The sequence below is a fragment of the Coleofasciculus sp. G1-WW12-02 genome (assembly GCF_040219735.1).
Taxonomy (GTDB): Bacteria; Cyanobacteriota; Cyanobacteriia; order Cyanobacteriales; family Coleofasciculaceae; genus Coleofasciculus.
In genome coordinates this window covers 95064-107725 of the sequence record NZ_JAVJRX010000145.1, presented here as the reverse complement: position 1 = coordinate 107725, position 12662 = coordinate 95064, and the positions used below count along the sequence as shown (strand labels likewise).

Here is a 12662-nt window from a genome sequence, read left to right as displayed (position 1 = left end):
ACCAGGATTAGTTAACTCAGGTTTTGCCTATTATGGAGGGGCGCATCATACCAGATAATCAGCCATTCGATTCTTTAGCTGATGTAGAATCACAGCAGCAACGGATTCAGCAAGCTCAGGAGGTTATTTATCAATTCTTGCTCGATCGAGTGGAGAGTTCTCCTCCAGAAACCGTTTTGCATGAATTTAAGCAGTTATTTTTCTCCGGTGAGTGTCAACCCAATCCAGACGTCGCTGGCTCAATTTATGAGCTACTTGAGCAAAAGGATGAGCAAGAATTTAGAAATACGCTTAAGCGGTCTTGCTATATCTTGATTAACAATTGGTCAGCCAGTCGGCGGTCAGACTCTATAGAGGAGTTGATTCAAACCCTTGCCGATGCTCACCCACTCAAATCTACTGTAGCTCCAAACCTGAATCGTCTGAGAACATGGATTGCCAATTTCATTGAGAGTCCAGACTATCAAGAACTTAAAGTCTTTACCTTAAGCCATACAGAGCGTCGAGGGTGGAGTCATCGTTATGCCTATTACTTAATATTGCCGCAATATTTAGATTCTCAAAATCCAGTTGAGCAGCGGGAGTTAGCGAAAAAAACGGCAAAACGCTTGAAAGAGAAGTTCAAGTTTGAACTGGCAATGTATACAGTACATTGTGATTCGCCAACGTTTAGAAAGAAACCGCCAGCTAATCCAACTCGACTGGGCAATGGAATTATTCGTCTACTCAAGCAACTCATTTCGCGCAAGTTTCTTAATAATTATTCCTATGCGGCTGATTTGTTTGTTCAGCAGAGTAAAACGCTCAATTATTGGGACTGTAAGCAAAAATTTCTTAACTATTTACTGTCTTCAACGAGTCCTCAGCAGTCCATTGATTTTTTCAAAAGGACGCTGACCGAAAAACTAGAGACGCTCTATGAGTCGTATCACGAGGAAACGACGACCATGGATTTATTGCTGCGGACTTGTCGGCGTACCTTAGAATTTTTAACCACAGAAAATGGACAGGAACCCTCCCCGCTCTTTATTGCCCTAACCAGCCAAGGCAGTCCCCTGACGATTGTCATTCTCTTGCTCAAAGTTATTTTACTGTGTAATTATGTCCGCACTCATTTAGATAATTGCATTGCTAGTCTGATTCGCTATTACGAAGGATATCCAGAAGCAGAATGTCGGTGGTTTATCAACTTTTTGGATATTTTTAATGTTGTCTTTGCTATTTATACTGAGAATATGCAATTTGATGTCGTCAAAATTAAGGAGGGCGAATCAGAGGTTTCTGAGTTGGGAGCTTACCGTATTTTTTGCCAATTGAAAGGCGCTGATCTACGCGGGAGTGATCTCAAGGGGGCTGACATTCGCAGTAGTGATTTAAGTGCTGCCGATTTGCGGGAAGCGAATCTCAGCAGTGCTGATCTGAGTGAGGCGAATTTGAGTCTGGCTAAACTCAGTAGCGCTAATTTAAGTAGTGCCATCCTTATGGGAGCTGATTTAACAGCAACAGATTTGAATAATGCTAATCTCAATGGTGCAAACCTTAATCAGGCTAATTTGAGTCGCTCCAATTTGCAAAAAGTTAATCTACGTCGTGCCACTTTGGTCGGGGCGAAATTACGACATACCAATCTTGAACACGCGAATCTCAGCCATGGGAATCTTAATCAGGCGATTCTGTGTGGTTCCAATCTTAAGAGTGCGGATTTACGACAAACCAGCCTCCAGGAAGGGGATTTAAGTGAGGTTGACTTGAGTGAGGCGAATCTGAGTCAGGCTAATTTAACAGGTGCAAACTTACAGCGCAGCCAATTGGATCGAGCGAATCTCAAGGGGGTAACTTTAGAACAGGCGAATTTGAGCGGAGCCAGTCTAATCAGAGCCGATTTGAGCCAAGCTAATCTCAATAATGCTCAACTGAATCAGGCGATGTTAAGGGGAGCAACTTTAAAGGAGGTGCGATTGCGTCATGCTATCCTTACTCATGCCAATTTAGAAGGGGCAAATCTGAGTCATGCTGATTTTAGTCGTGCTGATTTAAGTCATGTAAATCTCAGGGGAGCCGATTTGAGTCATACGTTTCTGCGTCATGTCAACTTGGCGAATGCGGATTTGAGACAAGCCAATCTCACGGGCGCGAATCTTTTCAATGCTAATCTAAGTGGTGTGAAGGTTGAGGGAGCAATATTTAAGCAAAATGCTGGACTGTCTCAAGCCCAGCAGGGAGAATTAGAACAGCTTGGCGCGACTGTTGAATTTAGTAAACTCACACCCCGCGATCGCAACCCGTGGAAAAATCCCCTTCCTCCACATTCACATTCCCTATTACCTCACCAATTTGAGAATTAGTGATTCGTCATTTGTCATTGTTTCCCATTCCCTGTTTCCTCATAATTGGTTGAGTATTTCATTACTAGAGGTTTTACTGGTTCGTTCGGGATTGGGTTGTAAGGTTTCGGGTAATGATTGAACAGATCCCCACTGACTAATAAAATTTTGCAGTAGTGCTTCTTGTTGGGCGCGAAATCCTTCAAGGTTATAACCCATATTCATCGTAGAGAACCAGATAATTTCCTGCTGCTGCGTGGGTAAAGCTCCCCCTAAAGCGCTGACACTATTTAAACTTCCGGATTTAACGATGGCGAATGGGGGAAGAGGACGTTCGTTTAAAATGCCTTCATCTTGTCCGACAATCGCCAATATATCGCCAAGGCTCATGTTATAGGGTTGAAGGTATCGAGCAATGGCTAGAAATAAACCGGAAGCCGCACGGGGAGAAATTTTATTTTGATCGCTTAATCCAGAACCGTTGACTAAGGTAATTTCCGCTTGAGGAACGCCTGCGGCAGCGGCGGCTTTTTGGGCGACAACATTAGCCCCTCCCACAGAGTTGGCGATCATTTCTGCCATTTTATTATTGCTATATTGATTCATTTTTTTGAGCAGTTCAGCCAGGGGAAAGGACGAGTGGCGGATCAGGGGTTGGACATTACTGGGAGGGGTGGGGGAAACTTGTACTGAACCCGCGATCGCAACTTGAGGTTTAGGAGTATCTGGGGGTAGGGTTTGATACTGGGTTTGGGCTTCAGGAGTCCACAGTTGAGCATTTAACCCTTGTTTGAGCAGTGTCCCTGATTTAAGTGGGTCAAACTCAAAGTTCATGTAAAATTTGCCTGTGATGATTAAATTACCCGCCACCTGCTGGATACCCATCTGATTCAAGAGATTTCCCAACGCGATCGCTTCTTCCCAAACAAAGAATGGATCTTCTCCGCCTGCGATAACTAAGTCTCCCTGGAGGACACCGTTTTCCACCGCCCCTGTTGCGCCAATCAGGGTGATGAACTGGTGATCAGGACCAAAGGTTTGCAAAGCAGCGAGGGAGGTGGCGACTTTGGTGATAGAAGCCGCAGGTAAGGGGACTGTACCTTGATAATTCGCTAGAAGAGTATTCCCCGCCTGTATCCAGATCCCATGATTTTCCTTGGCAAATCCTTTGGCGGCTAAACCATTCATGTATTGCTCAATTTGCCCTTGGATCGCCGGATCGGGATTATCCGGGGAAGCGAGTGAGGGAATAGCTGGTTTTTGCGCCAATTCTGCTTCTGCTGGACTTTCAGCTACTGAAACACTATCGATTTCGTTGACGGAGGGTTGGGAGAGATTAGATTGAGGGGAACAGCCGGCGGTAAAGGTTACGAGAGTCAGGGATAGTACAGTCGTCAAGGGAAGGGGTTTGAGCATTTTAGATAAAAAATTAGGAGTTCTCGATTATAGTTTCCTAATTTAGCCTGTACTACACCTATGGACAAGATTTGTCTATATAACCATCAGCACTCATCCACCCGACTTTCGTCAGACAACTAATGACAAATGACAAATGACTCTTCAAGCAATTTGACTTTCTGCTAAAAAACTAAAGTTTTTTCGTGGTTTTGCTCCCAGCGTTGAATAGCCTGGAGAACCTCTCGTAATAAATAGCCAGAACCACAGGCGACATAATCAACAATATATTCAGATTCCAGACTAAGAGACTCCAGAGAAGTGCCGCGAAAATCAACCAGATAACCGCCGGCTGATTTTAAAATTGGATAGGCGAGTAAATTATAATTTCTTGAAGCATGACGACATTCGACTAGAAAATCAGCAGCGCCTCGGGCGATTTCACAAAACTCCATGGCTGAGTTATCGATCGAGCGAATATCCCTACAGTATAACCACAAGGGGAAACTACCGCTCAATTCTTCTTTAGCACGATGATAGCCTGGATGTAAGTATGCGATCGCGTCGTTTAGGGAAACTTGAGAGTGACAGTAAATTTTACTATAGTCTTGAGTGTGGGCGCTTCTGAAATAGGCAGTGTTCTGGGTTCCATAGTAGCAGTCTCCGGTACGTAATCCTTGTACATACGCAAAGTCTAGATCCCCTAAGGTTACGTCGGATGATTTTGCCGCGATCGCAATAACGAAAGACGGATCGCCCACTTGACGTAGCCAGTTTGATGCTCCATCAATCGGATCGACAAATATAGAGTAGCCAGCGTGAGGGTTTCGCTTAGGGTGTTCTCCGGCGAGATAAAGGTTGATGGGATAGTCTGCTAAACAAGAACGGATAATTTCACCAGCTTGGCGATTAATTTCATGTTTGGCTTTGCCATCTATTATTGACTGATTTTGGTAGGGGAGTTTGTCTAAAAAAGTCGCTAAATTTTTGGCAATTTCTGAACATAAGGGTAAATAATCCATAATTCCAGAACTCCTCTGGGGAGATTTACACCCTTAATGTTTCCCGGTAATACGCCATATTACCTCCACATACGGGCATAAATTCAGTAAAAATGTACTACAGGCAACTGATCAACTTAGTCTGACTGGGAACAGTTGGCAGATTAAATAGGCGCTCTAGTTCTTGGATAGGTTGACGACAAGTCGGATCGAGGTTGGGCATTTCCTGCCTACAGTGCGAGCAGAACCAGTAGAGACGATGGTGGCTAATGTGCCGTAGTAAGGGATGGGAGCAGCAGGGACAGGTATTCATGAATCTTGTCAGATTTTTTTTGATGTTTTTTTATGTATAAATATTATTTTTACCTAAAAATCTTTACTAAATCTTGATCAATATCTCTGACAACTTGTGATAATAAAGCCAAAAAAATGTGATTTATTTTACGTAAATTGAGTGATCACTATCATAGTGAAGCAACAGAGGGATTCCATTGTTCCCTACACCCTACACCCTGGGTACTATAGCGTAGGGTTCATGAAGGAGCTTGTCACTCCCGGCATCCAGCGACTTGGTATCATCGATCAGGTCACAAGCGATCGCGAATTATGTCTACCCAAAACTCTACCCCTCTCACCATCTCAGACGCTCAAGCACTCCTCAACCCCTTCAATTGCATCTCCGTTCAACCTGTGGTTTCAGATTCCGAAAAAGAGAAACTGCGGCAAGCCTTAGCGTTACTTGCCGAGCATTCAGATTATCAAATCTTTGGTATTTGTGCGGATACAGCGGCTCAGGGTTTATCGGCGCTCAAAGCCTATACTCAAGCTTTAGGATATCAACCGAATCTTGACCTGACTCCGATTGAGGGAGCGGTTTATATCAAATATAACGGCAATTCAGGATTGTGTTACATCGATTCCTATACGGGTGAGCATCGCGGTGTTTTAGTATCCTGCCAATCTTCCTTTGAAGGGGGTATTAATGAAATGTATGGTCATCTACCCCTCGATTTATTTGAATCGTCAGATTAATCCTTTATTTGTATTAACCTTGTAGAGACGTTGCCGGCAACGTCTCTACAGTTCTCAGCGAGGCAATTGGTACTTAAAGTCGCGTTTTCCTTGGTAGTTGGTTAAATCTGCCAGTTCTTCCAAACTCTGAACCCCAGGGTACAACTGACCATTGATTTCCCAAGTCGGATATCCTTGTATTCCCGCTGCTTGGCAAACTTGAGGCTGAGGATTTTCACCAGCCGGATGGCACTCGATATAATCGATTTGGCTAAAGGCTTCCTTGCCAAACAACTGCTTTTGCTCAAAGCAATGGGGACAAGTATAGGCACCATATTCTTTAGCACCCACGGCTGTCAGATGACGAGCCAGTTCTATTTCCGCTTCGCCAGAGGTTGTGGTTACTTTCCAGCCGTAAGGAGCTTGAGGCGCACCCGATACCGTGGGAATTACGCCACCGTCTGCACCAGCAGCCGTTGTCGATTGGCTACTCATGCCATAAACGCCCAAGGTGCCAATCAACGCTACCATACCGACAACAATGCCAGTGAAAAACAGTTGTCCCACATCTTCCCACTCACGCCCAATTATCGTCAGCACGAATAAGGCGATTGAGCAGAAGGCGGATACGAGGCAATAGATACAAAACGCCTTAATTACAAAGGACATGAGATAGACGAGGTAGCCGCTGAAAACAACCATTGCGGTTGAGCCAGCAAACATCAGCAGCCAACTCCAATCGTCTACTTGTCGGCGAAAATCTTTGTTATCCGATGATTTAACAAGTTGGGGCGCAAAGGCAAATACCGCGATCGCAGTATAGGCTAAAAAGCCAAATAAGCTCAGCGGTATGCCCAAAAGCCAAGCATAACTACTACTTAAGACAGCTTGACAGTTGATTACATCGCCTGTGGGACATACGGCTTCTTTAAATACCCCTGTTTCCACTAGGGTGAGATAAGCAGTATCTAAAGCACCAAGAATCGCGATCGCACCAATGATTGGGCGGGACTGGCGATGAATCCAGGGAGCAGAACGTCGGCGTCTCATAATTTGTCAATCAACACTAGGAATTTCAAAAGTAAGCCAGACAATTACGACTCACTCCTACTATGAATGTAACTTGACCGAAGACATGGGTTGCGGTGATGCTGTAGGGTTCACACTACGTCGTGCCGCTTCCACAAATTGACTGACGCGAATCGGGTCAATGGGTTGCTCAATACGCCCCCGTCGCTTCAGGGAACTGGAGACAATCACACCGTCTGCGGCTTGCATTAAGGTGGGAATATTTTCCCAGTTGGCGCCACTACCGATAAAAACAGGAGTTCCATTGGCGGCGGCTGAGGCTAATTCTAAGTCTTCTAGACTCGGAGGACTACCTGTTGCCCATCCGGAGAGGATGACGCCATCGGCTAAACCCCGTTCAATGGTTTCTTGTACGGCTGTGGTCAAATTCGGTGATCCCAAGGGGCGTCCATGCTTAACCAAGACATCGGCTAAAATTTTCACATCACTACCGAGTTCCCGGCGATACCGCAACAGTTCATAAGCTTGTCCTTCGATCAATCCTTGATCCGTTGCCATGACGCCGGTGAGAACATTGACCCGGATAAACTGGGCGCGGACACAACTGGCGATCGCGATCGCGCTTTTGGCATCATTGCGTAAAACGTTGATCCCCAGCGGTAAGGTTACTAAATTCATCAGCCGTCCGACAATTAAGGTCATCGCACTGACGACGGCGGGATCAACCTGGTTTTTCGTGAAGGGAGCATCAAAAAAGTTCTCCACGATCACACCATCGACTCCCCCTGATGCCAGCGCTGTCGCCTCTTGTTCGGCTCGATCAATCACCGCTTTTAAACTCCCCCCCCAACGGGGAGAAGTCGGCAAGGGCAACAGATGCACAACGCCAATAATTGGATTGGGTGTCTTGAAAATTTGTTGTAAGTTCACGTATCTACCTGAAAACCGTTCACAAGAATTTGACCAAAAATAATGGGATTTAAGCCCCGTCCTAGAAGGATGGCTTTTGTCCTATAATTGTAGTGGTTGAAACCCCCACCTAAGTTTGCCGTCGATATACCACCGATAAAGGTGTTAAACCGAGCCTGAACCAGCAATAGGAAAGATTGAAGGAACCCGGGTTTTAATCCAACCTGGAGACAAAGGAAAGTATTGTTTGATGCTATGAAGCGATACATAATGTTAATCGCGGCAGGGCATTCCCAGACTAAAAACGGACGTGGAGAGAGTTTAAGACCTCATTAGAGGCTGTTTTTGTCGTAGCGTCATTGATGCCACCGTTAGATGGGGTTACGTAAGCCGACGCTCGCTAATAGTCGCCCTTCCCCTAGTCAAGCGTCAAGTTAGATAAAGTAGCCGAGCGTATTGCATATATTAATAAAATTTTATATAAATAAGTAACGGGGTTAAACTAGAGCATCCAAAGAACATCCGTACTACTACTAGTGGAGCAAGGGTAAACTCTAAGGCTATACCCCTATCAATCCAGTAACGCTGGGTAAAAATGTGAGCAGGATTCAATCAACCTGAACTCTGTATGGATTTTCTCCAGGGAGTTGACAGGTAACTGTTCACGGCTCGGTGCTTACGGATACAAGTGCTTATAACAGAGCGCAACTCTACTCCTCTAGTGCAGATTGTAGTAATAACCGCATGGGCAACAAGCCGACCATTGCCATTTCTCATTTAGGCTGTGAAAAAAATCGTATTGATACAGAGCATATCCTGGGTCTGCTGGTTAAAGCAGGCTACCCAGTCGATAGCAACGAAGATTTAGCCGAATATGTTATCGTGAATACCTGTAGCTTCATAGAGGCAGCGCGGAAAGAATCCGTTCGCACCCTAGTTGAGCTAGCTGAAGCCGATAAGAAAATTGTTATTGCTGGCTGCATGGCACAACATTTCCAAGAGGAATTGTTGCTGCAATTGCCGGAAGCGGTAGCTGTAGTGGGAACAGGAGATTATCAGAACATCGTCGAAGTGATAGAACGGGTGGAAGCCGGAGAACGGGTCAAAGCCGTCTCAGCCGAACCCACGTATATTGCCGATGAAACAACGCCGCGCTATCGGACAACCTCAGAAGGAGTCGCTTACCTGCGGGTAGCAGAAGGATGTAACTATCGGTGCGCCTTCTGCATTATTCCCTATCTGAGGGGAAACCAGCGATCGCGCACAATAGAATCGATTGTGGCAGAAGCTGAACAATTGGCATCCCAAGGAGTGCAGGAATTAATCCTCATTTCCCAAATCACGACCAACTATGGCGTAGATCTGTACGGAGAACCCAAGTTAGCTGAACTATTACGGGCATTGGGTAAGGTGGACATCCCTTGGATTCGGATGCACTATGCCTACCCAACAGGTTTAACTGAGCCAGTAATTGCCGCAATTCAGGAGACTCCTAATGTTCTGCCTTACTTGGATTTACCCCTACAGCATTCCCATCCAGAAATCCTGCGTGCCATGAACCGTCCTTGGCAGGGGCGAGTGAATGATCAAATTATTGATCGCATTAAAGCCGCCCTGCCGAATGCGGTACTGAGGACAACCTTTATCGTAGGGTTTCCTGGTGAGACACAGCAGCAATTTAACCATTTGCTGCAATTTGTCCAGCATCATGAGTTTGACCATGTTGGTGTGTTTACTTTTTCTCCGGAAGAGGGTACACCAGCTTATAACTTGCCCAATCCAGTCCCCAAAGCCGTCATGGAGGAGCGTCGGCAGACGCTGATGGCAGCTCAACAGCCGATTGCGTTGAAACGAAACCAAGGTGAAGTGGGCAAGATCGTTGACGTTCTGATTGAGCAAGAGAACCCCTCAACCGGGGAACGGATCGGTCGCTCCGCTCGATTTGCCCCTGAGGTCGATGGATTAGTCTACGTCCAAGGCGAAGCCCCCTTGGGGACCATCGTGGAAGTAGAAATCACCGATGCTGGCATCTATGACCTCTATGGTTCTGTAGTCCCTAGTCCACTGTCAGTTGTCCTTTGACTTGAGTCGATTAAGGGTGAGGGAAAATGGCAATTGCTAAATCCCTAACCTAGACTCCTGATAACTGACCACTGATCTTAACCATCAATAAAAACTCACAACAAACGCTTGCATTATGACCCTTTCATTCAATACTCTGGGCTTATCTGAAGAACGCATCCATCAACTTGAAACATTAGGTTTTGATACACCAACAGAGATTCAATCTCAAGCCATTCCGGAACTGTTGGCAGGGCGAGATGTGGTCGCTCAATCTCAAACGGGTACCGGAAAAACCGCTGCCTTTTCCCTGCCTATCTTAGAACAAATAGATCCCCATGTCCGAGGTGTACAAGCCCTGATTCTTGCGCCGACGCGGGAATTAGCGCAACAAGTCGCCGATGCCATTCGGGATTTCACGGGTACTCGTCGTGTCGGTATCCTCACCGTCTATGGGGGGCAATCCATTGATCGCCAAATTCGCATGTTGCAACGCGGTGTACAAATGGTTGTAGGTACGCCAGGACGAGTGATCGATTTGTTAGATCGGGGAGATCTCAAATTAGATCAAGTCAAATGGGTGGTATTAGATGAAGCCGATGAAATGTTGAGCATGGGCTTTATCGATGATGTGAAGAAAATCCTCAAGCAAGCCCCCAGTGAACGCCAAACTGCCTGTTTTTCGGCAACAATGCCTGGGGCAATTCGGGATTTAATCAATAATTTCCTCAAATCTCCGGTGACGGTAACGGTTGATCAACCTAAAGCTACCCCAGCACGGATTGAGCAGCGGGTTTATATGATCCCCCGTGGCTGCTCAAAAGCTAAAGCCCTACAGCCGATTCTGGCACTTGAAGACCCAGAAGCGGCATTAATTTTTGTGCGGACGCGGCGATCAGCAGCAGAACTGACCAGTCAGTTACAAGCTGCCGGTCATAGTGTTGATGAGTATCATGGCGACCTCAGCCAAAGCCAACGAGAGCGCTTATTGTACCGATTCCGCCAGAGTCAGGTGCGCTGGGTGGTGGCAACGGATATCGCCGCACGGGGTCTGGATGTGGATCATCTTACCCATGTGATTAATTACGATCTACCCGATCAGGTGGAAAGTTATATTCACCGGATTGGTCGTACCGGTCGTGCGGGTAAAACAGGAATAGCGATTTCCTTGATTCAACCCTTTGAACGGCGCAAACTGCACCAAATTGAACGAAAAGTCCGGCAGAACTTACAAGTGTCTCGGATTCCCACGCGATCGCAAATCGAAGCGCGGCGCTTGGAAAAACTGCAAGATCAGTTACGAGAGGCACTCGCCGGAGAACGTATGGCATCATTCCTGCCCATCGTGCGGGAGTTAAGCGAAGAATACGACCCCCACGCGATCGCCGCCGCCGCGTTGCAAATGGTCTATGACCACACGCAACCGGAGTTAGCTGCTGTCGAGGTTGAGTACAAGGTCGAACGTCCGAAAGTGATAAAGCGTGGTAATAAGAAATCCAAAGAATCGGTAACTCAAAACCGTTCTCGGTAATTGATTAAGTTCATCCCACGCCTCTTGGTCATGGGATGAACGCTTTTTTCGGGTCATTTGTCATGACCGGAAATAATGGGTTCAGGCTCCTCGTCCTTCAACATGATCAGGAACACCTTCCAGGACGACTTTTTCTATGTTATAATTTTGAGGTCGAGTTGTTCCACGTCAAATGCTGGTCTTTGAGTTCAAGGCTAAAGGAAGAAAGACAACTCAATACTCAGCCATCGATGAAGCGATTCAAACCGCTCAATTTGTCCGCAACAAATGCATCCGTTACTGGATGGATAACCGAGACGTTGGACAAAAAGACTTGTATCGCTACAACACGGCGCTAAGAGCTGAGTTTTCCTTTGTCAAAGACTTAAATAGCCATGCTTGCCAAATGGCTGTAGACAGAGCGTATTCGTCAATTGCCAGATTCTACAGTAACTGCAAAAAATCTGTTCCCGGAAAAAAGGGTTATCCAAAGTTTAAGAAAAACTGCCGTTCAGTTGAATACAAAACTAGCGGCTGGAAGCTTTCTGAGACTCGAAAACAAATAACCTTCACGGACAAAAAGGGAATCGGCAAGCTTAAGCTCAAAGGAACGTGGGACTTAAATTTCTATCAACTTGATCAAATAAAACGGGTGAGGTTAGTCCGTCGTGCAGATGGCTACTATGTTCAATTTTTGGTTAACGCTGAGAATAAGGTAGAAAGTCAGCCGACAGGAAAAGCCATTGGTTTAGATGTAGGAATCAAAGAGTTCTATACCGATTCTTTAGGTCACAAAGAGCCAAATCCCCAATTTTATCGAGAAGGCGAGAAACGTCTAAGCTTGCTTCAAAGACGAATTTCGCGCACAGAGAAAGGCTCTACCAACCGAAAGAAAGCCATTAATCGATTAGGGCGATTTCACCTCAAAATAAGTAGGCAGCGTGAAGAACACGCCAAGAGAGTGGCGCGTTGCGTAATCCAATCTAATGATTTGGTCGCTTATGAAGATTTGAGGATTAAAAATTTAGTTAGAAATCATTGTTTAGCCAAATCGATCAATGATGCAGGTTGGTATCAGTTCAGAAAATGGCTGGAGTATTTTGGGGTTAAGTTTGGTAAGATAACCATCGCTGTTAATCCTGCCTATACTTCCGAGCAATGCTCCAACTGCGGTACGGTAGTTAAAAAATCCTTGTCTACCAGAACTCATATCTGTCGATGTGGATGTATTTTGGATCGGAATTGGAATGCTGCCATCAATATTCTGAAAATAGCCTTAAGTACGGCGGGTCACGTCGGAACTTGGATTTTAAATCCGAACGCTTCTGGAGACTCGACCTCTACTTTGATTGGAGAAATCCTGTCAAAGCAAGCCGGGTCTATGAAAGAAGAATCTCCGTCCTTATAGGGCTGAGAGTGTCA

At 45.8% G+C, this 12662-nt stretch carries 9 protein-coding genes; 5 read left to right on the top strand and 4 right to left on the bottom strand.

The features are described from left to right. Positions 1 to 32 precede the first annotated feature (32 nt). Positions 33 to 2345, top strand: a complete 2313-nt coding sequence (locus RID09_RS23830) for a pentapeptide repeat-containing protein (RefSeq protein WP_446338439.1) — start codon at positions 33 to 35, stop codon at positions 2343 to 2345. A gap of 39 nt (positions 2346 to 2384) precedes the next feature. Here the strand turns inward: RID09_RS23830 and RID09_RS23825 are convergent, their stop codons facing one another. Both RID09_RS23825 and RID09_RS23820 read right to left on the bottom strand, forming a co-directional pair. Further along, positions 2385 to 3740 (bottom strand): D-alanyl-D-alanine carboxypeptidase, encoded by a 1356-nt coding sequence (locus RID09_RS23825; protein WP_446338395.1) that lies wholly within the window; start codon positions 3738 to 3740, stop codon positions 2385 to 2387. Positions 3741 to 3904: 164 nt separating this feature from the next. After that, positions 3905 to 4741, bottom strand: a complete 837-nt coding sequence (locus RID09_RS23820) for an inositol monophosphatase family protein (RefSeq protein WP_446338394.1) — start codon at positions 4739 to 4741, stop codon at positions 3905 to 3907. Between the two features lie 585 nt (positions 4742 to 5326). On the opposite strand from RID09_RS23820, the gene RID09_RS23815 reads away from it, so the two are divergent. After that, on the top strand, positions 5327 to 5752 hold the full coding sequence (locus tag RID09_RS23815; RefSeq protein WP_446338393.1) for a DUF1824 family protein: 426 nt from the start codon (positions 5327 to 5329) through the stop codon (positions 5750 to 5752). Positions 5753 to 5806: 54 nt separating this feature from the next. Here the strand turns inward: RID09_RS23815 and RID09_RS23810 are convergent, their stop codons facing one another. Both RID09_RS23810 and btpA read right to left on the bottom strand, forming a co-directional pair. Next, positions 5807 to 6781 (bottom strand): vitamin K epoxide reductase family protein, encoded by a 975-nt coding sequence (locus RID09_RS23810; RefSeq protein WP_446338392.1) that lies wholly within the window; start codon positions 6779 to 6781, stop codon positions 5807 to 5809. 60 nt (positions 6782 to 6841) lie between these two features. Beyond that, a complete protein-coding gene (gene btpA / locus RID09_RS23805) occupies positions 6842 to 7690 on the bottom strand; it encodes a photosystem I biogenesis protein BtpA (RefSeq protein WP_446338391.1) in 849 nt (282 codons plus the stop codon). Positions 7691 to 8413: 723 nt separating this feature from the next. On the opposite strand from btpA, the gene rimO reads away from it, so the two are divergent. From rimO to RID09_RS23790, 3 genes are all read left to right on the top strand, one after another. Next, the gene (gene rimO, locus RID09_RS23800; protein WP_446338438.1) at positions 8414 to 9751 is read left to right on the top strand and encodes a 30S ribosomal protein S12 methylthiotransferase RimO; all 1338 of its coding nucleotides are present in this window, start codon (positions 8414 to 8416) and stop codon (positions 9749 to 9751) included. Positions 9752 to 9866: 115 nt separating this feature from the next. Then, positions 9867 to 11261 (top strand): DEAD/DEAH box helicase, encoded by a 1395-nt coding sequence (locus RID09_RS23795; RefSeq protein WP_446338390.1) that lies wholly within the window; start codon positions 9867 to 9869, stop codon positions 11259 to 11261. Between the two features lie 172 nt (positions 11262 to 11433). Then, a complete protein-coding gene (locus tag RID09_RS23790) occupies positions 11434 to 12648 on the top strand; it encodes an RNA-guided endonuclease InsQ/TnpB family protein (RefSeq protein WP_446338389.1) in 1215 nt (404 codons plus the stop codon). The last annotated feature ends 14 nt before the right edge of the window (positions 12649 to 12662 follow it).

Bases quoted from the DNA above. Each gene is read 5' to 3' on its own strand.
- RID09_RS23830 (WP_446338439.1), top strand. From the start codon at position 33: ATGGAGGGGCGCATCATACCAGATAATCAGCCATTCGATTCTTTAGCT.
- RID09_RS23825 (WP_446338395.1), bottom strand. From the start codon at position 3,740: ATGCTCAAACCCCTTCCCTTGACGACTGTACTATCCCTGACTCTCGTA.
- RID09_RS23820 (WP_446338394.1), bottom strand. From the start codon at position 4,741: ATGGATTATTTACCCTTATGTTCAGAAATTGCCAAAAATTTAGCGACT.
- RID09_RS23815 (WP_446338393.1), top strand. From the start codon at position 5,327: ATGTCTACCCAAAACTCTACCCCTCTCACCATCTCAGACGCTCAAGCA.
- RID09_RS23810 (WP_446338392.1), bottom strand. From the start codon at position 6,781: ATGAGACGCCGACGTTCTGCTCCCTGGATTCATCGCCAGTCCCGCCCA.
- rimO (WP_446338438.1), top strand. From the start codon at position 8,414: ATGGGCAACAAGCCGACCATTGCCATTTCTCATTTAGGCTGTGAAAAA.
- RID09_RS23795 (WP_446338390.1), top strand. From the start codon at position 9,867: ATGACCCTTTCATTCAATACTCTGGGCTTATCTGAAGAACGCATCCAT.
- RID09_RS23790 (WP_446338389.1), top strand. From the start codon at position 11,434: ATGCTGGTCTTTGAGTTCAAGGCTAAAGGAAGAAAGACAACTCAATAC.